General features: G+C 67.0%; 18 protein-coding genes. 14 read left to right on the forward strand and 4 right to left on the reverse strand.

Going from position 1 to position 19,583, the window contains the following annotated elements; all coding sequences use genetic code 11:
• The first annotated feature begins 128 nt into the window (after positions 1-128).
• Entirely contained in the window at positions 129-650 is a 522-nt protein-coding gene (locus EGT29_RS02120; RefSeq protein WP_124687480.1) for a cupin domain-containing protein, read from the forward strand.
• Positions 651-695: 45 nt separating this feature from the next.
• On the opposite strand, the gene EGT29_RS02125 is transcribed toward EGT29_RS02120, so the two are convergent.
• The gene (locus EGT29_RS02125) at positions 696-1,595 is read right to left on the reverse strand and encodes a LysR substrate-binding domain-containing protein (protein ID WP_124687481.1); all 900 of its coding nucleotides are present in this window, start codon (positions 1,593-1,595) and stop codon (positions 696-698) included.
• A 148-nt stretch (positions 1,596-1,743) separates the two neighbouring features.
• Here EGT29_RS02125 and EGT29_RS02130 point away from each other — a divergent pair, with 148 nt between their 5' ends.
• The 8 genes from EGT29_RS02130 (at position 1,744) to EGT29_RS02165 (ending at position 10,944) form a co-directional block, all read left to right on the forward strand.
• A complete protein-coding gene (locus tag EGT29_RS02130; protein WP_124687482.1) occupies positions 1,744-3,057 on the forward strand; it encodes a CapA family protein in 1,314 nt (437 codons plus the stop codon).
• Between the two features lie 143 nt (positions 3,058-3,200).
• Complete coding sequence (locus EGT29_RS02135; RefSeq protein WP_161567664.1) at positions 3,201-4,169, forward strand: ABC transporter substrate-binding protein; 969 nt, start codon at positions 3,201-3,203, stop codon at positions 4,167-4,169.
• Positions 4,166-4,924, forward strand: coding sequence for an ABC transporter ATP-binding protein (locus tag EGT29_RS02140; protein WP_202865580.1), 759 nt, complete (start codon positions 4,166-4,168; stop codon positions 4,922-4,924). The genes EGT29_RS02135 and EGT29_RS02140 overlap by 4 nt, the downstream gene beginning before the upstream one ends.
• A 3-nt stretch (positions 4,925-4,927) precedes the next feature.
• On the forward strand, positions 4,928-5,695 hold the full coding sequence (locus tag EGT29_RS02145) for an ABC transporter permease (RefSeq protein ID WP_124687484.1): 768 nt from the start codon (positions 4,928-4,930) through the stop codon (positions 5,693-5,695).
• Positions 5,696-5,730: 35 nt separating this feature from the next.
• Positions 5,731-6,924, forward strand: a complete 1,194-nt coding sequence (locus EGT29_RS02150; RefSeq protein WP_124692185.1) for a M20 aminoacylase family protein — start codon at positions 5,731-5,733, stop codon at positions 6,922-6,924.
• Between the two features lie 19 nt (positions 6,925-6,943).
• Entirely contained in the window at positions 6,944-8,635 is a 1,692-nt protein-coding gene (locus tag EGT29_RS02155) for a thiamine pyrophosphate-binding protein (protein WP_124687485.1), read from the forward strand.
• A complete protein-coding gene (locus EGT29_RS02160; protein WP_124687486.1) occupies positions 8,632-10,110 on the forward strand; it encodes an aldehyde dehydrogenase in 1,479 nt (492 codons plus the stop codon). Before EGT29_RS02155 ends, EGT29_RS02160 begins: the two co-directional genes overlap by 4 nt.
• A 54-nt stretch (positions 10,111-10,164) precedes the next feature.
• A complete protein-coding gene (locus EGT29_RS02165; protein WP_124687487.1) occupies positions 10,165-10,944 on the forward strand; it encodes an SDR family oxidoreductase in 780 nt (259 codons plus the stop codon).
• Here the strand turns inward: EGT29_RS02165 and EGT29_RS02170 are convergent.
• Genes EGT29_RS02170 through EGT29_RS02180 form a run of 3 tightly spaced genes read right to left on the reverse strand, consistent with a single transcriptional unit; the run spans position 10,941 to position 13,647 of the window.
• Positions 10,941-11,849: an alpha/beta hydrolase gene (locus tag EGT29_RS02170; RefSeq protein ID WP_124687488.1), complete on the reverse strand. Its 909-nt coding sequence runs from the start codon at positions 11,847-11,849 to the stop codon at positions 10,941-10,943. The genes EGT29_RS02165 and EGT29_RS02170 overlap by 4 nt on opposite strands.
• A gap of 1 nt (position 11,850) precedes the next feature.
• Positions 11,851-12,819 carry a tripartite tricarboxylate transporter substrate binding protein gene (locus EGT29_RS02175; protein ID WP_124687489.1) on the reverse strand — a complete coding sequence of 323 codons (969 nt, stop codon included), beginning with the start codon at positions 12,817-12,819 and terminating at the stop codon, positions 11,851-11,853.
• A gap of 30 nt (positions 12,820-12,849) precedes the next feature.
• Complete coding sequence (locus EGT29_RS02180; protein ID WP_124687490.1) at positions 12,850-13,647, reverse strand: aspartate dehydrogenase; 798 nt, start codon at positions 13,645-13,647, stop codon at positions 12,850-12,852.
• A 104-nt stretch (positions 13,648-13,751) separates the two neighbouring features.
• On the opposite strand from EGT29_RS02180, the gene gcvA reads away from it, so the two are divergent.
• From gcvA to EGT29_RS02205, 5 genes are all read left to right on the forward strand, one after another.
• On the forward strand, positions 13,752-14,633 hold the full coding sequence (gene gcvA, locus EGT29_RS02185; RefSeq protein WP_124687491.1) for a transcriptional regulator GcvA: 882 nt from the start codon (positions 13,752-13,754) through the stop codon (positions 14,631-14,633).
• A 172-nt stretch (positions 14,634-14,805) separates the two neighbouring features.
• Entirely contained in the window at positions 14,806-15,798 is a 993-nt protein-coding gene (locus EGT29_RS02190) for an ABC transporter substrate-binding protein (protein ID WP_124687492.1), read from the forward strand.
• An 11-nt stretch (positions 15,799-15,809) separates the two neighbouring features.
• Positions 15,810-16,694 (forward strand): xanthine dehydrogenase family protein subunit M, encoded by an 885-nt coding sequence (locus tag EGT29_RS02195; RefSeq protein WP_124687493.1) that lies wholly within the window; start codon positions 15,810-15,812, stop codon positions 16,692-16,694.
• Positions 16,691-17,197 (forward strand): (2Fe-2S)-binding protein, encoded by a 507-nt coding sequence (locus tag EGT29_RS02200; protein WP_124687494.1) that lies wholly within the window; start codon positions 16,691-16,693, stop codon positions 17,195-17,197. Before EGT29_RS02195 ends, EGT29_RS02200 begins: the two co-directional genes overlap by 4 nt.
• Positions 17,184-19,541 (forward strand): xanthine dehydrogenase family protein molybdopterin-binding subunit, encoded by a 2,358-nt coding sequence (locus EGT29_RS02205; protein WP_124687495.1) that lies wholly within the window; start codon positions 17,184-17,186, stop codon positions 19,539-19,541. The genes EGT29_RS02200 and EGT29_RS02205 overlap by 14 nt, the downstream gene beginning before the upstream one ends.
• Positions 19,542-19,583 lie beyond the last annotated feature (42 nt).

Raw genomic sequence — 19,583 nt, forward strand, 5'->3', positions numbered from 1 at the left:
GGGCGCTTTTCATCTTGGGACGGCCCGGCGATGAAAAAAGGGAATGCCGTCCTGAAAATTAATTCATTGGGTGGCGCGGGTCGGGCATATCTACACTTTGCTTTTCATGACGAAGCAGAGAGCCGGGTATGCAAGATTATGATACGACCTCCCCATGTCCCTTGCCGGAGGGGCACACGCTGGAAAGCCTGCTGGCGTCGCGCGTCGTCCGCAAGAGCAGCCTGGCCTACGATTGGGGGGTATTGAAATTCCAGGCCGATATCAATCCGAAATATTCGCGCGCGCAAATGCGATATATCGGATTCGGGGCCGCCGGGGCGACGGCGGATTCCAAAAGCCTGGATCCCGAGCATTTCACGTTCACGACCATGTTATTGCCGGCCGGCCATGAATTTCCCCCGCATCTGCATGTGGATGTGGAGGAAGTTTTCTACCTGACCCAGGGCAAGGCACGGTTCGTCATCGAGCATGACGGCATACGCGCCGAAACCAGCCTTCAGGAAGGGGACCTGATTTCGGTTCCGCCCGGGGTTTATCGATCCATCGTTTCCGAAACGGACGAGGAAAGCCGCTTCGTCGTCGTCATTGGCGCGCCGCGCCCGTTGCGCCCCACGTATCCGCCCGGCCACGAGTTGCACGGAAAGAAATAAGGCCGCGGCGCCGCTGCCCTCGAGGCAGCCTTGCGCGCCGGCGCGCTACAGGGCGGTGGCGGCCAGCAGCCATTCCCGCAGGCGTTCGATGGCGGGCGCGCCGCGCGCATATTCCTTGATCATCAGCACATACGAACCTCGCTTGACCAGCGGGACGTCGTGCACCTTGACCAGCCTGCCCGCGTTGAGGTCTTCCTGGACGACGAAATCGGGCAGGATGGCGATTCCCATTCCGGCAAGAGCCGCTTGCAGGCCCATGGTCAGCAGGGAATAAGTGGGACCCGGCCGTGCTCGGAGATCGGGCTGGGCAAGGCTTTCGAAATATTCCACCCAGCCCCCCGTGCTGGATCGCTGGTGCAGCAGCGGCAATACGGCAAGCGCCGCGATGCCGCGTTTGTCCGTGGTTTCCAGCAACGACGGGGCGCAGACGGGATAACCGCCGCCGCTGGCCAACCGGTCCAGCGTCCACCCCGGCTCGGCGTGCTCCCTGAAAATGATCAGCATATCGGCATGTACGCGCTTCATGTCGATCTGCCCGACATGGGTTTCCACGTCGATGATGATGTCGGGGTGCTGTTTTCCGAAATCCGCCAGACGCGGCAGCAGCCATTTGACGGCAAGCGTCGCCTGGCTGGAAACGGTGACGTGCGCGTTCGTGTCGGTCGAGGTGCTCAGGCCGAGGGTGGCTTCCTCGATCTGGTTCAGCAAGGCCTCGATCTGCTCGACGTAGCGGCGGCCCTCCGGCGTCAGGGAAAGTTCACCCCGGTTTCTCTTGAATAGCGCCCGGCCGACGAACTCCTCCAGGTCCTTGATCTGCCTGCTGACCGCGCTCTGCGTCAGGAACAGTTCCTGGGCGGCGCGAGTGACGTTGCCCGTCCGGGCCACCGTGACCAGGGCTATCAGATTGATGGTGGAGGGCAGGTGACGGCCCAGGGAATATTTCATGCGAAAACGGAATGGTTTCTGCGAAAAAATCGCATGCGACGTGGATATTTCACGTCAGTATACTGATCCCGTCAATATTCAACAATGAATCCCGGAGCCGGAGTTTTATTTTCGGATTCGATGATCATGTAAATGCCGGGAGTTGGCTTTGGAAAATAATACCCATGCGAAAATGGGAGAGATCGTATTTGTCGCCGCCGGAGATGTCTTCGTCAACCGGGATGTTTTTCCCGATTCGGCGTTTCGAGATTTGCAGGAATTCATACGAAGCGCGGATGCCCGTTTCTGCAACCTGGAAACCACTTTCGCGTCGGCCGAAGCCAGTCCCGCGGCCATCAGCGGCGGCACTTGGGCCCGCACTTCGGAAAATCACGCGAATATATTGACTGATTACGGATTCAATATCGTCGCCGCCGCCACCAATCACGCCCTGGATTTCGGCGAAAGAGGCCTGCTGGATACGATCGGGGCGTTGCGGAAGGCCGGCCTGGCCCACGCGGGAGCCGGGGCCGATCTTGCCCAGGCAAGCCAGGCCTGTTTCGTGGAGACCGCCGCCGGGAGGGTGGGGCTGATCTCGATGGCGTCCACCTTCCATGAATCGGCCGCGGCGGGAGCGCAACGGATGGATATGCGAGGGCGCCCGGGCGTCAATCCGCTGCGCCATCGAACGGTTTACACCCTGCCCGCCGCGGAAATCGAATGCCTGCGGTCGATCGCCCAGGCCACCGGCATCAACGACCACGATTCCCTGCGTATAAAGGAAGGTTTTTCCCTGGCCGCCGACGGGGTGGACCATGTGTTCGGAGGTATTGGTTTCAGGGCGGGCCCGGAGCCCGGTCCGGTCAGCCGGCCGGACGCCAGGGACATGGCCAGGACCCTGGCCGGAATACGAGACGCTCGGGCCCAGGCCGATTATGTGCTCGTCAGTATCCATTCCCATGAAATGCATCGCGGAAATAAATGCGCTCCGGCCGGGTTTCTAAAAGAGGCCGCGCATGCATATATCGACGCGGGTGCGCACGCCATTTTGTGCCATGGCCCCCACGTGATGCGAGGGCTCGAAATATACAAGGGATGCCCTATTTTCTACAGCCTTGGAAATTTCATTTTCCAGAATGAAACCGTCGCGTCGCTGCCCAGCGATTTCTACGAGAAATACGGACTGGATGAGCGGGCGTCGCCCCAGGAAGCATTCGATGCGCGGTCGGACCAAGGCCGCAAGGGCCTGGCCACGAACCCCGACATCTGGAGAGCGGTGCTGCCGCGCTGGACGATGAAGGAGGGGCGGCTGGAAGCCCTGACCCTGCATCCGGTGACGCTGGGCCCGGGCCAGCCGCGATGGCGCCGGGGAACGCCGGCCCTGGTCCCTGACGAGGACATCCTGCGCGATTTCCAGAAGCTGTGCGAGCCCTATGGAACGAGGCTGCACATCGAAGACGGCATGGGCCGGCTGGTGATGTGAGCGGTCGGGGCGGGAAGCAGGAAAAACAACACGTGCGACCGAGCACGGCGATGCAAGGACGAGAAGTTTCGGAGTCGTACCCACTGACTGGACCAAAGGGGATCATTGTGGATCGCAGAACTTTCATGCAGGCGGGATTGGGCATGGCAGGGGCCTCCCTGCTGGCTGCTCCCGTATTCGGGCAGCAACCGGGCGCGGAACTTACCTATATGACGCCCAGTACGCTGTCGCTCGCATACGCGCCCGAATTCTATGCGGACGTGGCCGGCATATACGAGCGCAACGGCGTACGGGTGCGCCTCGAGGTGGGCCGCGGCGGCGCCCAGGCCATCCAGTTGGTGGCGGGCAACCAGATCCACATCGGGCGGGCCGGCGGCGATGCCTACATGGCGGCCCGGGCGGCGGCCAATTCGGACGTCATCGCTTTCGGGACGATCGCGCAGACGTCGCCCTTCCTGCTGGTTTCCGCGGCCAAGGCGCCGTTGCGCCGGGCCGAGGACCTGGAGGGGAAAGTGATCGGGCTGCCTTCGTTCGGCGGTACCGCCGAAGTCAGCCTGAACCTGATGCTGGCAAAGGCCCGCGTCGCGCCCGCCAGTGTCCGCAGGGAGAAGGTCGCCTACAGTCCGGCCACCTTCGGGCTGATCGAGGCGGGCAGGCTGCACGGCTTCTTCGCCAACACCAGCGCGGTGGCCCGCATGCAGGCCGAGCGCATGCCCATCCATGTGATGGACATCGACGATGACGTTCCCGGAAACGTGTACGTGGCGCGCGAGGAAAACCTGAACCGGACGCCGGCGCCGTACATCGCCTTCACCCGCAGCGTCATGCAGGCCGCCCGCGAACTGGTCGCCATGGACGACAAGGCGTTGACCGAGGCGCTGGTCCGCATCCGGGCGAAGTACGACGTACCGGGGCTGGACAAGCTCGACGTGGCGCTCCAGGACGTCAAGGCCACCCGGCCGCTCTGGACCACGCATGGCGTGGACAAGGTCGTCCGCAACGACGAGCGGCAGTGGGAAGAGGGCCGCCGCCTGCTGGAAAGCGCCGGGGTCATCAAGGCATCTTCCCGGAACATGTACACCAACGACATCTGGAACAAGGCGGCAAAGTGAGCACCGGCACATCGGGCCAGGCCCTGGTCACATTCGAGGACGTCCACAAGTCCTTCCATACGGGCTCGGGGGAAACCGTCGCGCTGCAGGGGATCAGTCAGTCCATAGGGAAGGGCGAGTTCGTGGCGGTCATCGGCCCCTCGGGATGCGGCAAGTCCACCTTGCTGCGGCTGTTGTGCGGCCTGGAGCAGCCCACCCAGGGCCGCATCCGCTACAGCGGCGGCGGCGCCGTCGACTTCGGCGTGGCATTCCAGGAGCATCGCCTGCTTCCCTGGATGACGGTCGAGGACAACATCGCGCTCGCGGACCATATGACGGCGAAGTTCTCCAAGGCCAGCAGGGAGCGTGCGCGCGACCTGTGCGCGCTGGTGGGATTGAACGGCTTCGAGAAACGCATGCCGTCGGAGTTGTCCGGAGGCATGCGCCAACGCACCTCGTTCGCACGGGCGATGTACGCGGAGCCCGAGTTGCTGCTGCTGGACGAGCCCTTCGGGGCGCTGGACGCGCTGACGCGGGAAAAGATCATCGCCGACGCCGAACGCATCTGGCTGGAGCGCCGGTTCACGGCCTTCCTGATCACGCATTCGATCGACGAAGCGGTACAGCTGGCCGATCGCGTACTGGTTCTTTCTCCCAGGCCGGGCCGTGTCACGGCGGAAATCACCGTGGATCTGCCCCGGCCCCATGTACGCGAGCGTTCCAACCCGCGCTACGTGCAGCTGTGCGATCAATTGCGCCGTCTCCTGGAGATATGAACCGTGAAGAAAACACTGATACAGGCGGCGTCGATCATCGTCTTCCTTGCCATCTGGAAATCGTACGTCGTGCTGTTCGAGGTGTCGCCGCTGGTGCTGCCGCCTCCCGAGGCTGTCCTGACCGCGCTGATCGTCCTGCTGCAACAGCCGGATACCTACATGCACATGCGCACGACGCTTTTCGAATGCCTGGGCGGGTTCTGCATCGCGGTTGTGCTGGGGTCCGTCCTGGGCCAGGTGCTGGGCCGGGTGGCGATACTCGACACCATCTTCAAGCCTTTCATCGTGGGCCTGCAACTGACCCCCAAGGTGGCGTTGATCCCGCTGTTCATCCTGTGGTTCGGCTTCGGCATCGAATCGAAGATCGTGATCTCGGCCGTCATGGGTTTCTTCCCCGTCTTCTCCAACAGCTACCTGGGCGCGAAGTCGGTGGATAGCGGGTTGTCGGAGGTGTTCACGGTAGGCAAGGCGCTGGTGCGCAAGCGGTTCCGGCTGCTGGTCATCCCTTCGTCGCTGCCTTTCATCCTGACCGGCATGGAAATGGCGATCGTGCTGTCCATCATCGGCGCGGTGGTCTCCGAGTTCGTGGCCGGCTCCCGCGGGCTGGGCTATCTCGCCACCGTCAAGCTCCAGGAGATGCAGGTCGACACGCTGTTCGCCGTTGTCCTGCTGCTGGCGACGATCGGGTTTCTTCTCTATTTCTCCGTGGGATCGCTGCGCAAGATCCTCGTGCCGTGGCATGAGTCCGCCAAGCAACGGGCAAGCCTATGAGCGACATGATCGACGTGCAAGATATCAACGCCGTGATGGACGAGGGTCCGGCATTCGATGCCGCCGTAGACGAAGCGCGGGCGTTGCGCAGGCATCTGCATCACCATCCGGAGCTGGCTTTCGAGGAATTCGCGACCGCCGACCTCGTGGCGGGGAAACTGGAGGAGTGGGGCTACGAAGTGGCCCGTGGCGTGGGCGGAACCGGGGTTGTCGGCAGGCTCCGTCATGGCGGCGGGACGCGTGCGCTGGGGCTGCGGGCCGACATGGACGCGCTGCCGATCACCGAGGCGACGGGGCTCGACTATGCGAGCGGCAGGCCGGGCGTGATGCATGCCTGCGGCCATGACGGCCACACCGCCATGCTGCTCGGGGCCGCACGCCGGCTGGCCGAAACGCGGCGCTTCTCCGGCGTGCTGAACCTGATCTTCCAGCCGGCCGAGGAGCGAGGCTTCGACAGCGGTGCCGCCGCCATGCTTGGCGACGGCCTGTTCGAGCGCTTTCCCTGCGATCGCATCTACGCCATCCACAACCTGCCCGGGGCCGAGAGCGGCGTCTTCCTTTTTCGCGATGGCGGATTCCTGGCCGCCGGCGACCGCGTATTCGTGACGATACGAGGCAAGGGGGGGCATGCCGCAAGGCCGCATCAAAGCGTCGACCCCATCCTGGCGGCCTCTTCGATCGTGATGAACCTCCAGTCGGTGGTGGCGCGCAATCTCGATCCGGAGGAGGCCGCGGTCGTGACCGTCAGCCGGTTCAACGCGGGCGAGGCCCTGAACGTCATTCCCGAGGCCGCGCAGCTCGGCCTGAGCATCCGTTCGTTCGACCCAGCGATCCGCAGCCTGATCAAGGAACGGGTCCTGGGATTGGTGAATGCCACGGCGCAGGCCTATGGCGCCGAGGCGGAAGTCCGCTACGTCCATGGCTATCCCGTGGTCCGGAACGATGCCGACGCCTCGGCCCTGGGCGCGTCGGTGGCCGGGCGGCTGTTCGGCGAGAGCCGGGTCGTTCGCGGCGCCAGGCGGTCGATGGGAAGCGAGGACTTCGCCTACATGCTGGAACAGGTCCCCGGAGCCATGATCCGGCTGGGCAACGGCTGCGGCAGCGGGGCGGCAGGACTCCATACGCCCCAGTACGACTTCAACGATGACAATCTTCCGCACGGCATCCGCTTCTGGACCGCGCTGGCCGAAACCTATCTCGTCGACGACCGGGCGTCCCGGCCGACGTGACTTTCCCCTTGACAGAACCATGACTCGTACTCGCGTTACCGTGGGCGAACTCGCCGCGCGTTTCCTGGAGGCTTGCGGCGTACGCGCGGCCTTCGGGGTGATTTCCATACACAACATGCCCATGCTCGACGCCATTCACCGGCGCGGCAAGATCCGGTTCGTTTCGGCCCGCGGCGAGGCCGGCGCCTGCAACATGGCGGATGCGCTTGCCCGGGTCAGCGGATCGCTGGGCGTGTGCGTCACGAGCACCGGCACGGGCTGCGGCAACGCGGCGGGCGCGATGGTGGAGGCCTTCACCGCCGGGACGCCCCTGCTGCACCTGACCGGGCAGATCGAATCGCCGTTCCTGGACCGGGACCTGGGCTATATCCACGAGCATCCGGCTCAATTGGCCATGTTGAAATCAGTGGGCAAGGATGCCTTGCGCATCCGCAATCCGGAAACGGCCCTGGCGACGCTGAGGAAGGCCGCGCGGCTGGCGCGTACCGCGCCATGCGGTCCCGTCAGCGTGGAAATTCCGATCGACGTGCAGAAGGCGATGGTGGACCTGCCGGCGGACCTTTCGCCGCTGGCAGTGGAGGCCGTGGTTCCGGATGCGGCGGCATTGGACCGGTTGGCGGAGCGCCTGGCAGGGGCGCGCCGGCCCCTGTTGTGGCTAGGGGGCGGGGCCCGTGGCGCCGCGGCCGCGGCGGCGCGGCTGGCCGGGATGGGCTTTGCCGTCGTGACGTCCGTGCAGGGCCGGGGTGTCGTGGCCGAGGACCACCCGCTTTCGCTGGGCGCGTACAACCTGCAAGCGCCCACCGAGGCGTTCTACCAGACGCTGGACGCCATGGTGGTCGTCGGATCGCGGCTGCGCAGCAACGAGACGCTCAATTACCAGCTCAGGTTGCCGGCGACCCGCTACCGCATCGATGCCGATCCCCTGGCCGACAACCGGGGCTACGCCAGCGAGGACTTCGTGCTCGGCGATGCGGGCCTGGCCCTCGATGCGCTGGCAGACCGGCTGGAGGGGCGCATGCGCATCGATCCGGCGCTGGCGGGGGATGTGCGGCGGACGCGCGAGGCGGCGGAGGCCGCCGTGGAGGGGGCGCTGGGTCCCTACGTTTCCCTCAAGCGAGCGGTGGAGGAGGCCGCGCGCGGAGGCCTGTGGTGGGTGCGTGACATCACGCTGTCCAACAGCATGTGGGGCAATCGCGCTCCGGCGCTGGATCACCCGCGCGCAGGCGTCCATGCCCTGGGCGGTGGGATAGGGCAGGGCCTCGCGATGGGGATAGGCACCGCCATCGCCAGCGAGGTCTTCGGGTTGCGGCGCAAGACGCTCGCGCTGTGCGGAGACGGGGGATTCATGCTGAACGTGGGCGAACTGGCCTGCGCGGCGCAGGAGCGCGCGGATGTCGCCTTCCTCGTGATGAACGATCGCCGCTACGGGGTCATCAGGAACATCCAGGACGACATCTACGGCGGCCGTCATTGCTATGTCGACCTGCACACGCCGGATTTCGGCCAACTGTGCGGCAGCATGGGGGTGCCGCACGTCCGGCTCGATGGTCCCGCCGCCGCCGCGCAGGCATTGGAGCAGGCCCTGGCGACGCCGGGGCCTTTCGTGGTCGAGGTGGACATGGCCGCCTGGGGGCCGTTCGCCGGAAAGTTCGCCGGACCGCCGGGACGACCCGAGACCCGGCCGGAAGAACAAGAGGAGGCGCGCACATGAGCACGGCCATTTTCCGCCTTCAAGCCTTGATCGGCGGTCGCTGGCGCGACGGATCCGGGCCGGAGTACGCCACCGAGTATCCCCATGACCAGCGAGTGGTATCGCGTCTGCATGCGGCGACCGAGACCGACGTGGACGAGGCGGTCCAGGCCGCCGAGCAGGCGCGCCTGCGGCCGTCCTGGGCCGGGCTCAGGCACCATGAGCGCGCAGCGTTCCTGTACCGAGTGGCGAACGGCATCAGAGAGCGCGCCGAAGAGCTTGCGCACCTGCAGCGGCTGGACAATGGCAAGCCCATCCAGGAGTGCCGCGCGCTGGTGGCCAGCGCCGCGGGAACCTTTCAGTTCTTTGGCGCCGCCGCCGAGACTTGGGAAGAGACCATCACGCCGGCCCGCGGGGACTACCTGACCATGAGCCTGCACGAGCCGCTGGGCGTGGTCGGAGCGATCACGCCGTGGAACTCGCCCATTGCCAGCGAAGCGCAGAAGCTCGCCCCGGCGCTGGCGGCCGGCTGCGCGGTGGTGCTCAAGCCCGCCGAGATCACACCCCGCAGCGCCATCGAGCTGGCCAGGATATGCGAGCAGGCAGGCATCCCCGCCGGCATCGTCAGCGTGCTGCCGGGGCGCGGCGCCATCGTGGGCGACGCGCTGGTGCGCCATCCGCTGGTCAAGCGCATCGCCTTCACGGGTGGCACCCGCGTGGGCCTGGGAATACAGCGCCTGGCCGCCGAGAAGCTCATGCCGACCTCGTTGGAGCTGGGGGGCAAGTCGCCGACGATCGTCATGCCGGACGCCGATCTGGACCATGCGGTCGCAGGCGTGCTCTATGGAATATTCAGTTCGTCCGGCCAGGCATGCATCGCCGGCTCGCGCGCCTTCGTGCACGAGAGCGTCTACGACGCCTTCAAGTCGCGGCTGCTGGAAGGCGTCCGCCGGCTGAGGGTGGGCGATCCGGCGTTGGAAAGCACGCAGGTGGGGCCGTTGGTCAGCCTTTCCCATCGGGAGACGGTAGAGCGCTACGTGCTGGAGGGGTTGGCGGATGGCGGGCAACTCCTGGCGGGCGGGGCGCGTCCCGCAGGCGAGCCGTTCGTGCGCGGCAGCTATTACCTGCCCACGGTCATCGAAGGGGTGCCCAACGATGCCCGCTTGTGCCGCGAGGAAATCTTCGGTCCGGTGCTGGCGCTGCTTTCCTGGTCGGATGAAGAGGACCTGGTCGCCCGGTGCAACGACAACCCTTACGGGCTGGCGGCCGGTGTCTGGACACGCGACTTCCGAAGCGCGTGGCGGTTGGGCGCCCGATTGCAGACGGGTACGGTCTGGATCAACACCTACAAGGTGTTCTCCATCAGCACACCGTTCTCGGGCGTGAAGATGAGCGGCTACGGCCAGGAGAAGGGGCGGCTCGGCATCCTGCAATACACCAATCAGAAGAGCTTGTACTGGGGGTTGAACGAGTCCCCCATCGCCTGGGCGAATTGACCATGCGCCGCCCCTCCTCCGGGACGGCGGCGCCCATAATCGGAAGGTTTCCACATGGATCTGGGTATCGAAGGCCGACGGGCCTTGGTTGGCGGCGCCAGTTCGGGGCTGGGCCTGGCATGCGCCACGGCGCTGGTAAGAGAAGGCGCGGACGTGGTCATGGTGGCCCGCGGGGAGGCTCGCCTGCGCGAGGCGGCTGCGGCGTTGAATGCGCTTGGACGGGGAACGGCGACCGTGGTCGCCGCCGACGTCGCGACGGACGAGGGCCGGCAGGCGGTGTTCAGGCACGGCACCGACTTCGACATCCTGGTCACCAATGCCGGCGGGCCGCCTTCCGGCGACTTTCGTGACTGGACGCGGGACGATTGGCTACGTGCCATCGATGCCAACATGCTGGCGCCCATCGAGTTGATCAAGGCGACGGTGGACGGGATGATGGCGCGCGGGTTCGGGCGCGTCGTCAACATCACGTCCAGCGCCGTGAAGGAGCCGATTCCCTCGATCGGCCTGTCCAACGGCGCCCGCTCGGGCCTGACCGGTTTCGTCGCCGGCCTGGCTCGCAGCACGGTAGGGAGCGGAGTCACGATGAACAACATCCTGCCCGGCACGTTCGACACCCCGAGGCTGGTCCACAACTTCTCGGCGATCGCAGCCGGGCGCGGCCAATCCCTCGAGGAGGCCTTGCGCCTGCGCCTGGCGGCTCACCCGGCGAAGCGGTTCGGCCGGCCCGAGGAAATAGGCGCCCTGTGCGCGTATCTGTGCAGCGCCTATGCGGGATACATCACCGGACAGAACATCCTGATAGACGGCGGATCATTCCCGGGGGTGTTCTAGGCCGGCCGCTCCATGAACGCCAGGATCTGCCGGCCCAGCTCGTCCTCGGCGGTATTGAAATGCGCCACGATGGACGTATGGTTGTGGCCCGCCATCCAGACGAAGCGCGGCGCGCGGCGCCGGACGCGGGTCAGCGCGGCCAGCAGCTCCACGCAGTGCACGTCGATCAGCGGGTTCTCGTACTCGGCGACCGCGATCATCGTGGGCAGCGCCTGCGCCGTGACGTGGTTGACCGGCGAGCCGTCCTCCATCGTGGCCGGCGAGGTGCCGTAGTAGGCCTCCACCCGGCTGGCGTTGGGGTTTTCCGCCGAGTTCTCGGCCCGCACGCGGCCGGACACCACCACCAGGCCGGCCAGGCCGTGGCCTTCGGGCGGATGGAAGCGGGCATCGTAGGCGTAGTGCGCGGCATGCGTGCCGCCGGCCGAATGCCCCATCAGGAAGATGCGGCCGGGATCGGCGCCCAGCTCGTCGGCGTGGGCGCGCACCCAGGCCACCGCGGCGGCGATGTCCTGCGTGCCGCTGGGATAGGGATGGGCCGGCGCCAGGCGGAATTCGACGTTGACCCCGATGATGCCGTGCCGGGCGAAGTACCACAGCACGTTGCTGTAGATCTCCGCCGTACGGTCCTTCTCGCCTTCGACGAAAGCGCCCCCGTGCACGAACATCAGCACCGGCCGGCGCGCGGCCGCCGGGCCCTGCGGCTGGAAGACGTCCAGGCATTGGCGCGGATCGGCTCCGTACGGGACGTCGCGCGTGACCGTGGCCAGTTTGGGGGCGTCGCGAAGGACCTCGGAGAATCCCAGGACCATCTGGCGGACGTGGGCCTGCACGCTGGTGCCCCAGCGCGGGCCGAGGTCCGCCATGGCCTGGCGCAGGGACGGCGGGATTTCGGGCGGGTTCGACATGTCAGTCCACCTTGCCGATGCGGCGAACGGCAGCCTGCACGCGTTCGGCGTCGGCCTTCCAGTAGGGCGCGAATTCGGGCGCGTCCATATAGTCGAGGGGGCTGCCCAGGTTGACGAAGACCTGCTGCAGTCCCTGCTGCGCGGTGACCTTGCGCACCGCCCCGCGCAGCGCGTCGATGACGGGCTTGGGTGTGGCGGCGGGGGCGATCAGGGCAGACCATTGCGTGAACTCGACATCGTAGCCCAGCGACTTCAGGCTGGGGACACCGGGCATCGAGGCCAGCGGCCGGGTGCCCCAGTGGGCCAGGGGCCGCATCTTGCCTGATTTGACGAAGGTGCTGGCGTTGGCGGGTCCGCTGGCCGCCAGCTGGATCTGGCCGGCCAGCAGCGATACCAGGGCCGGACCGCCGCCCGAGAACGGCACGTGGGTGATGGGGGCGCCCGATGCGGCCTTCAGCATTTCCATGGGAATGTGCATGGCGCCGTACACGCCCGATGACCCGTAGTTCAACGCCTGCGGGTTTTTCTTGGCGTCCGCGACCAGTTCAGCCACCGATTTCCACGGCGCGTCTGCCCGGACCACCAGCAGGTTGGGATCGGCGGTGATGCGCGCAATGGGCACGAACTGGTCCAGCTGAAAGGCCGGCTTGCGGCCGAGCAGGCGATCGGCCTCGGGCAGCCCGGATATGGACGACAGCGTCAGCAGTAGCGTGTAGCCGTCGGGCTTGGCACGCGCGACCATGCCCGTGCCCACGACGCCGCCGGCGCCGCCCTTGTTCTCGACGATGACGGACTGCTTCAATTCCTGGCCCAGGGCATCGGCCAGCGGGCGCGCGATGTTGTCGGCCAGGCCGCCGGCCGCGTTCGGCACGACGATGGTGATGGGCCCGGCGGGGAAGGGCGCGGCGGCCGTCGCGGAGCCGGCGAAGGCGCCCAGCGCGGCCAGGCAGGGGATGAGCTTCTTGAACATGCGGGGTCCTTGCAACACAACGATGGGCGTTCAGATCACGATGGCGTTCAGGCGGTTGCGCACGGCACGCACGATGGACATGCCGGCCAGCGCCGAGGTCTTGGGGTTGGCGGCGAAGGCCGCGGCCTCGACCATGACTTCCATCCTGCCAAAGGCGCCGCGCGCCGAAATGGTGTGCGTATTGCCGCCGGCGGCGGGGTCGGCGATCAGGCGGACCCGGGTGTGGTCCAGCCCCATGCCGGCCAGCCCGACCATGGCGGCGACGTTGGCGTTCTGGGGGAAGGCAGAGGCGGCTTCGCGCGCGGTGCCTTCGAAGAACACCGTGGCTTGGGCCAGATGGTCCAGGTCGCACAATCGGGCGGCCGCCGTACCGCGCCAGCTGCCGGGCGGCTTGCGTCCGGTGTAGTCCACCGACGCCAGGCCGCTGTCGCGCGCGGCGGCCAGCGCATCGACGCCGGCCAGCGCGCCTGGCACCAGCGTCAGTTGCGACCGGCCCGCCTGGCAGGCCGCGTCCAGCCGCTCGATCATGCCGGGCAGCGCCAGCGCGCCCACCGACGCGACGATGGTGTCGATGCCCTGTTCCAGAAGCTGGGGCACCAGGGTGCCCAGCACTTCGTGGCCGGCGCATTCGACGGCGAAGTCGGGGCGGGTTTCCAGCCCGTCGACCGACTGCGCGACCTGGCCATGCCCGCCCAGCTTGCGGCGCGCATCGTCGGCCCGCTCCGCCCGTTCCAGCACCAGCCACCGGCCGATGCGCGGGTCGTCCTTCAGTTGATCAAAAATCGACTGCCCCATGGCTCCGAAGCCTGCGAGCAAGATGGTTTTCATGCGGAAATGCCTCCGGTTCGTCAGACCTGAATCGTGCGGGCCTGGCCGCTGGCAGGCAATCGATATATAGTCAATCCGGTTTACTTTTCATCAACACCTCCCGGATGAAGCTGCCGCCCCTGAACCCCTTGCGGGTGTTCGAGTCCGCGTCGCATACCTTGAGTTTCACGCAGACCGCCCGCGAGCTGCACGTGACCACGGGCGCGGTCAGCCGGCAGATACGCGTGCTGGAGGAGTTCCTGGGCATGCGGCTGTTCGAGCGGGCCAGCGGCGAGGTGCGCCTGACGCCGGCGGGCAGAGAGTACCGCGACGACCTGAGCGGGGCCTTCGAGCGGATCTCGCAGGCAACCACCAAGGCCCTGGGCCGGAACCGGGACAAGCCGCTGCACGTGTGGTGCCAGATGACGTTCGCCATGCGCTGGCTGCTGCCGCGCATGGCCGAGTTCCACGCGCGGCATCCGGACCGCGATGCCGTGTTCACCACCTCGCTCAAGCAACTGGACAACCTCAGCGATGCCGACGTCGCCATCTGCATCGGCCATGGCGACTGGCCGGGCGTGATCGCCCACCGGCTGGTGGACATCGAACTGCTGCCGGTGTGCAGTCCGGCTTTGCTTGCCGGCCCCGTGCCCTTGCGCGAGCCCGCGGATCTGGCGCGCCATACCTTGCTGCAATCGTCGGCCCGGCCCGACTACTGGGGGCGGTGGCTGGACGCCCACGGCGTGGAAGGGGTCGATCCCGCGCATGGACTGACCTTCGAGAACGTCACGCTGGCCTACCAGGCGGCGCTGCAAGGCATGGGCGTCGCGATGGGGCAGCATGCGCTGGTGGCCGATGACCTGGCCGCAGGCCGGCTGGTCGCCCCCTTCGCGGGCCGGCTCGTGCTGGACTCGGCTTTCTATCTGGTCTACCCCGAACGCCTGCAGAACGATGCGCACGTTTGCGACTTCCGGGACTGGGTGATGGCGCAGGCCCGGCCGGCCTGAGCACGCCCCTGTTTGGGGCGTGGTGCGTTGACTGTTCAGTCAGCTTGATCCAAAAAAATTCTTTGATATACCTTGTCGACGGATATAAGATGTTGACTGTTTAGTCAATTTTTAATCCGCGCGGACACCTGCCGTCCCCGTTGCCGCGCACCCATGATCTCGACGCCATCCTATGAAAAGCCTGCAATTGAGCATGAGTTGTGCGAACTACGACCGGACGTCCGCGCTGATGGACGGCCGGGCCGGGATCGAAGGCGTGGACCTGATCACGTCGCAGCTCGAGCCCGAGGAGTCGTTCCACCGCGCCTTCAAGTACGCGGAGTTCGACATCTGCGAGATCTCGCTCAGCAGCCATACGATGATGACCTCGCGCGGCCAGAACGCGTATGTCGCGATCCCCGCCTTCGTCTCGCGGCTGTTCCGCCACTCCGGCATCTACATCCGCACCGACCGGGGCATCCGGTCCCCGTCGGACCTGGCGGGCAAGAAGGTGGGGCTGCCCGAATACCAGATCACGGCCAACGTGTGGATACGCGGCATCCTGCAGGACGACTACGGCCTGGACCCCGCCTCGGTGCGGTGGCGGCGCGGCGGCGTCGAGCAGGCGGGGCGCGAGGAGCGCGCGCCCATCAAGCTGCCGCCTGGCATCGAGCTGGAACAGATCGCCGGCGACAAGACGCTGAGCGGCATGCTGGCCGACGGCGAACTGGATGCCGTCATCAGCGCGCGGGCGCCATCCTGTTTCCTGCGGGGCGAACCGGACGTCGCCCGCATGTTCCCGGACTATCCGAGCGTGGAGGCGGACTACTTCCGGCGCACGCGCATCTTTCCGACCATGCATGCCATCGGCATCCGCAAGGAACTGGCAGAGCAGCATCCGTGGCTGGCGGTCAACGTGCTCAAGGCGTTCACCCGTGCCAAGGACCTGGCCTTCACCGAGATGGGGCAGATCGGCCACCTCTATCACAGCCTGCCCTGGGGCGTCGCGGCCTATGAACAGGCCAGGCGCGACATGGGCGACGACTACTGGAGCTATGGATTCGAAGCCAATCGCCACGTGCTGGAGACCTTCGTGCGCTATCACCACCAGCAGGGACTGTCGGCGCGCCAGGTGGCGCCCGAGGAACTGTTCTCGCCCTCCACGCTCGACCTGACCCGGATCTGAGGCGGGACGCCATGAAACCGTCTCCCTTTTCCCTGCACCTGCCGGAGTCGCTGTCCGAGGCGCTGGAGCTGCTGGCGAGCCGCGACAATGCCCGCGTGATCGCGGGCGGCCAGTCCCTGATGCCCATGCTCAACCTGCGGCTGGCGTTTCCCGACGATGTCATCGATCTGAACGGCATCGCCGAACTGGCGGGCCTGCGCGAGGACGGCGACGACATCGTCATCGGCGCGATGACCCGCCAGTGCGACATCGAGTTCTCGCCCCTGGTGGCCGAGCGCCTGCCCCTGCTCAAGGAGGCCATCCTGAACGTGGGGCACAGGCAGACGCGCAACCGTGGCACGCTGGGCGGCAGCGTCTGCCACCTGGACCCCTCCGCCGAGCAGCCGACGGTCGCGATCGCCATGGACGCCCGGCTTTCCCTGCGCAGCGTGCGCGGCGAGCGGGTGGTGTCCATGCGGGAGTTCGCCGTGGACCTGATGACCTCGTGCCTGGAGCCCGATGAAATCCTGGCTGCCGTCCGTTTCACGCCCTGGCCCGCGCGCGCCGGCCATGCGTTCGTGGAGTACGGCCGCAGGCACGGCGATTTCGCCATCGTGTCGGCCGCCGCGCTGGTCCTGCTGGATGCGGGCGGCGCGGTCGAACGTTGCTCGCTGACCCTGGGGGGCGTGGCGTCGGTGCCGTTCCGCGTCGAGGCGGCCGAGCGCCTGCTACAGGGGAATGCCCCCACCCGGGAGGTGGTGCGCGAAGCCTGCGCGCAGGCCGCCCGGTGCGAGGCGGTCGGCGATCCGACCTATCCCGCGTGGTACCGCCAACGGCTCGCCCAGCGCCTGCTCGAACGCGCGCTGTTCAAGGCGCTCGAACGCGCCGGCGTTCTTTCCCAGGAACACACATCATGAAGAAACTCGAAGTCGGCGAGCTGGCGAAGATATCCCTGTGCGTCAACGGCACCCGGCATGCGGTCAGCGTCGAACCGCGCACGACCCTGGGCGATTGCCTGCGCAACGACCTGGGGCTGACCGGCACCCACCTGGGCTGTGAGCACGGTGTCTGTGGCGCCTGCACGGTGCACGTGAACGGGGCCACCGCGCGCAGCTGCCTGATGCTGGCGGCGCAGGCGCAGCGGTACGAGATCCATACGGTCGAATCGCTGGCCGGCAATGGCGAACTCAACGATCTGCAGCAGGCATTCCGGGAGCTGCATGGATTGCAGTGCGGCTTCTGTACACCGGGCATCCTGATGACCCTGACCGAATTGCTGCGCGACATGCCCGAGGCGACCGAGGACGACGTCAGGCTGGCCCTGTCCGGACACATCTGCCGCTGTACCGGATACCAGAACATCGTGGCCGCCGCCATGCGCACCCTGGAAAGCAGGAGGGCCGTCCATGAACGCGCGTGACCGGATCTCGACCTCGCCTATCGGCAAGCGCGCGCTGCGCGCCGAGGACGTCCGCCTGCTGACGGGGGCGGGCCGCTACGTGGCCGACATCGACCTGGCCGACGCCCTGCACGTCGCCTTCGTCCGCAGCCCCTACGCTCATGCGCTGATCCGCGGCGTGGACGGTTCGGCCGCCCTGGAGGTCCCGGGCGTGGTCGCGGTCATCGACGCGCGCCAGATGGCGACCTACCTCGAGGCCCTGCGCATGCCGCTGGGCTGGCCGACCAGCGACCTGCCCTCCGACATCACACCCTACGTGCTGTGTCCCGAGGAAGTGTGCTTCGTGGGCGAGGCGGTGGCCATGGTGCTGGCGACTTCCCGCTATATCGCGGAGGACGGCGCGGCGCTGGTGATGGTGGACTACGATCCGCTGCCGGCCGTCTCCGACGTGCACGCCGCGCTGGAGCCCGACGCGCCCAAGGTGCGGCGCGAGGCGCCCGGCAACGTGCTGAGGGAATTCCGCGTGGGCTATGGCGAGTGCGACGCGGCGTTCCAGGATGCGCCGCATGTTTTCCGCGAGACGATTTCCCAGCATCGCGGCGGCGCCCATCCCATGGAGTGCCGGGGCATGGTGGCGCAGTACGACAAGCACCAGGGCGCGCTGATGATCTGGGCTTCGACCCAGATGCCGCACGAACTGGCCTTCACCGTCGCCAAGGCGCTGGGCCTGCCCGACTCGCTGGTCCGGGTGGTGGCGCCCGACGTGGGCGGCGGGTTCGGCTGCAAGTTCGTGGTCTATCCCGAGGAACTGGCGGTGGCCGCCGTTGCCTGGCACCACAAGCGCGCGGTCAAGTGGATCGAGGACCGCATGGAGCACTTCCTGGGCGCCATCCAGGAGCGCGACCAGCTCTGGGACGTCGAGGTGGCCTGCGACGACCAGGGCGTGGTCCGGGGCATACGCGGGACCATGCTGCACGACCAGGGCGCCTATACGCCCCAGGGCGTGAACTGCGCCTACAACTCCAGCACGGCGGTGACCGGCCCCTACGCCATTCCCGCCTACGAGATGCGGGTCACGGTGGTGCAGACCAACAAGATCTACGTGATCCCGGTCCGGGGCGCGGGGTATCCGCAGGGCACCTTCGTCATGGAGCGGCTGCTGGACCGGATCGCCTTCGAGCTGGGCGAGGACCGCGCCGTGGTGCGCGCGCGCAATCTGGTGCCGGCGGAGAAGATGCCCTACGTCAAGCCGCTGACCGCCCGGTCGGGCCGGCCCATCGTGCTCGACAGCGGAGACTACCTGGATGCCCAGCGCCGCGTGCTGGAGCGGATCGGCTATGCCGGCTTCGAGGCGCGGCGACAGGCGGCGCGGCGCGACGGACGCTACATCGGCCTGGGCTTCGCGCACGCGGTCAAGGGGACGGGACGCGGCCCGTTCGAGTCCGGCAGCGTACGCGTGTCGTCGAACGGGCACGTCACCGTGGCTACCGGCGCGATGGCGATGGGACAGGGCCTGAACACCGCCATGGCCCAGGTCGCCGCCGAGCAATTGTGCGTTCCGGTCGAGACGGTGCAGGTGATATCGGGCGACACCGCCCACACGTCGATGGGCGTGGGCGGGTTCGCCAGCCGGCAGACCGTGACGGCCGGCTCGTCCGTGCATTACGCCGCCGTGGCCGTAGCGGCCAAGCTGCGCAAGGTCGGCGCCTATATGTTGAAGGTGGACGAGCAGGCGGTCTGCCTGCGCGACGGAACGGTCCGCGTGATCGACGATCCCGGCCGAGCGGTGACCTACAGCGAGATCGCGCGCCTGCTGCGGGGCATACCCGGCTACGATCTGCCGCCCGGGGTGGGCGCGGGCCTCGAGGCCACCATCCATTGGGAGCCCACCGACATGGCCTACGCGCATGGCTTCCACGCCTGCGAGGTCGAGGTGGACATCGTGACCGGCGAGGTGCGCGTCCTGCGCTATGTCGCGACCCACGACAGCGGCACGCTGATCAACCCCATGACCGCCGAAGGACAGATTCACGGCGGCATCGTGCACGGGATCGGCAACGCCTTGTTCGAGTGCATGCGCTACGACGATCAGGCGCAGCCCATCAGCACGACTTTCGCGGACTACCTGCTGACGACCGCCACCGAAGTGCCGCCCCTGGAGATCTCGTTCACCGAGTCTCCGGCGCCCAGCAATCCGCTGGGCGTGAAAGGCGTGGGCGAGGCCGGGACGATACCCGTCACCTCGGCCATCGCCTCGGCCATCGACGACGCGTTGGCGGATTTCAGGATCCGGGTATCACGGGTGCCCGTGGAGCCGGTCGAACTCGTCCGGCAGATCGCCGCGCACGAGCAGGCGGCGGGCTGACGCCTTGCCACACCGCCGGCATCCCGCCGGCACCTTCATCGA

The sequence above is a fragment of the Pigmentiphaga sp. H8 genome, from assembly GCF_003854895.1.
In the GTDB taxonomy this organism is placed as follows: Bacteria; Pseudomonadota; Gammaproteobacteria; order Burkholderiales; family Burkholderiaceae_B; genus Pigmentiphaga.

Coding starts and splice junctions, on each gene's coding strand:
- EGT29_RS02205 (WP_124687495.1), top strand. CDS start 17,184: ATGAACGCGCGTGACCGGATCTCGACCTCGCCTATCGGCAAGCGCGCG.
- EGT29_RS02135 (WP_161567664.1), top strand. CDS start 3,201: ATGGCAGGGGCCTCCCTGCTGGCTGCTCCCGTATTCGGGCAGCAACCG.
- EGT29_RS02195 (WP_124687493.1), top strand. CDS start 15,810: ATGAAACCGTCTCCCTTTTCCCTGCACCTGCCGGAGTCGCTGTCCGAG.
- EGT29_RS02120 (WP_124687480.1), top strand. CDS start 129: ATGCAAGATTATGATACGACCTCCCCATGTCCCTTGCCGGAGGGGCAC.
- EGT29_RS02190 (WP_124687492.1), top strand. CDS start 14,806: ATGAAAAGCCTGCAATTGAGCATGAGTTGTGCGAACTACGACCGGACG.
- EGT29_RS02200 (WP_124687494.1), top strand. CDS start 16,691: ATGAAGAAACTCGAAGTCGGCGAGCTGGCGAAGATATCCCTGTGCGTC.
- EGT29_RS02170 (WP_124687488.1), bottom strand. CDS start 11,849: ATGTCGAACCCGCCCGAAATCCCGCCGTCCCTGCGCCAGGCCATGGCG.
- EGT29_RS02160 (WP_124687486.1), top strand. CDS start 8,632: ATGAGCACGGCCATTTTCCGCCTTCAAGCCTTGATCGGCGGTCGCTGG.
- EGT29_RS02125 (WP_124687481.1), bottom strand. CDS start 1,595: ATGAAATATTCCCTGGGCCGTCACCTGCCCTCCACCATCAATCTGATA.
- EGT29_RS02155 (WP_124687485.1), top strand. CDS start 6,944: ATGACTCGTACTCGCGTTACCGTGGGCGAACTCGCCGCGCGTTTCCTG.
- EGT29_RS02175 (WP_124687489.1), bottom strand. CDS start 12,819: ATGTTCAAGAAGCTCATCCCCTGCCTGGCCGCGCTGGGCGCCTTCGCC.
- gcvA (WP_124687491.1), top strand. CDS start 13,752: ATGAAGCTGCCGCCCCTGAACCCCTTGCGGGTGTTCGAGTCCGCGTCG.
- EGT29_RS02165 (WP_124687487.1), top strand. CDS start 10,165: ATGGATCTGGGTATCGAAGGCCGACGGGCCTTGGTTGGCGGCGCCAGT.
- EGT29_RS02150 (WP_124692185.1), top strand. CDS start 5,731: ATGGACGAGGGTCCGGCATTCGATGCCGCCGTAGACGAAGCGCGGGCG.
- EGT29_RS02180 (WP_124687490.1), bottom strand. CDS start 13,647: ATGAAAACCATCTTGCTCGCAGGCTTCGGAGCCATGGGGCAGTCGATT.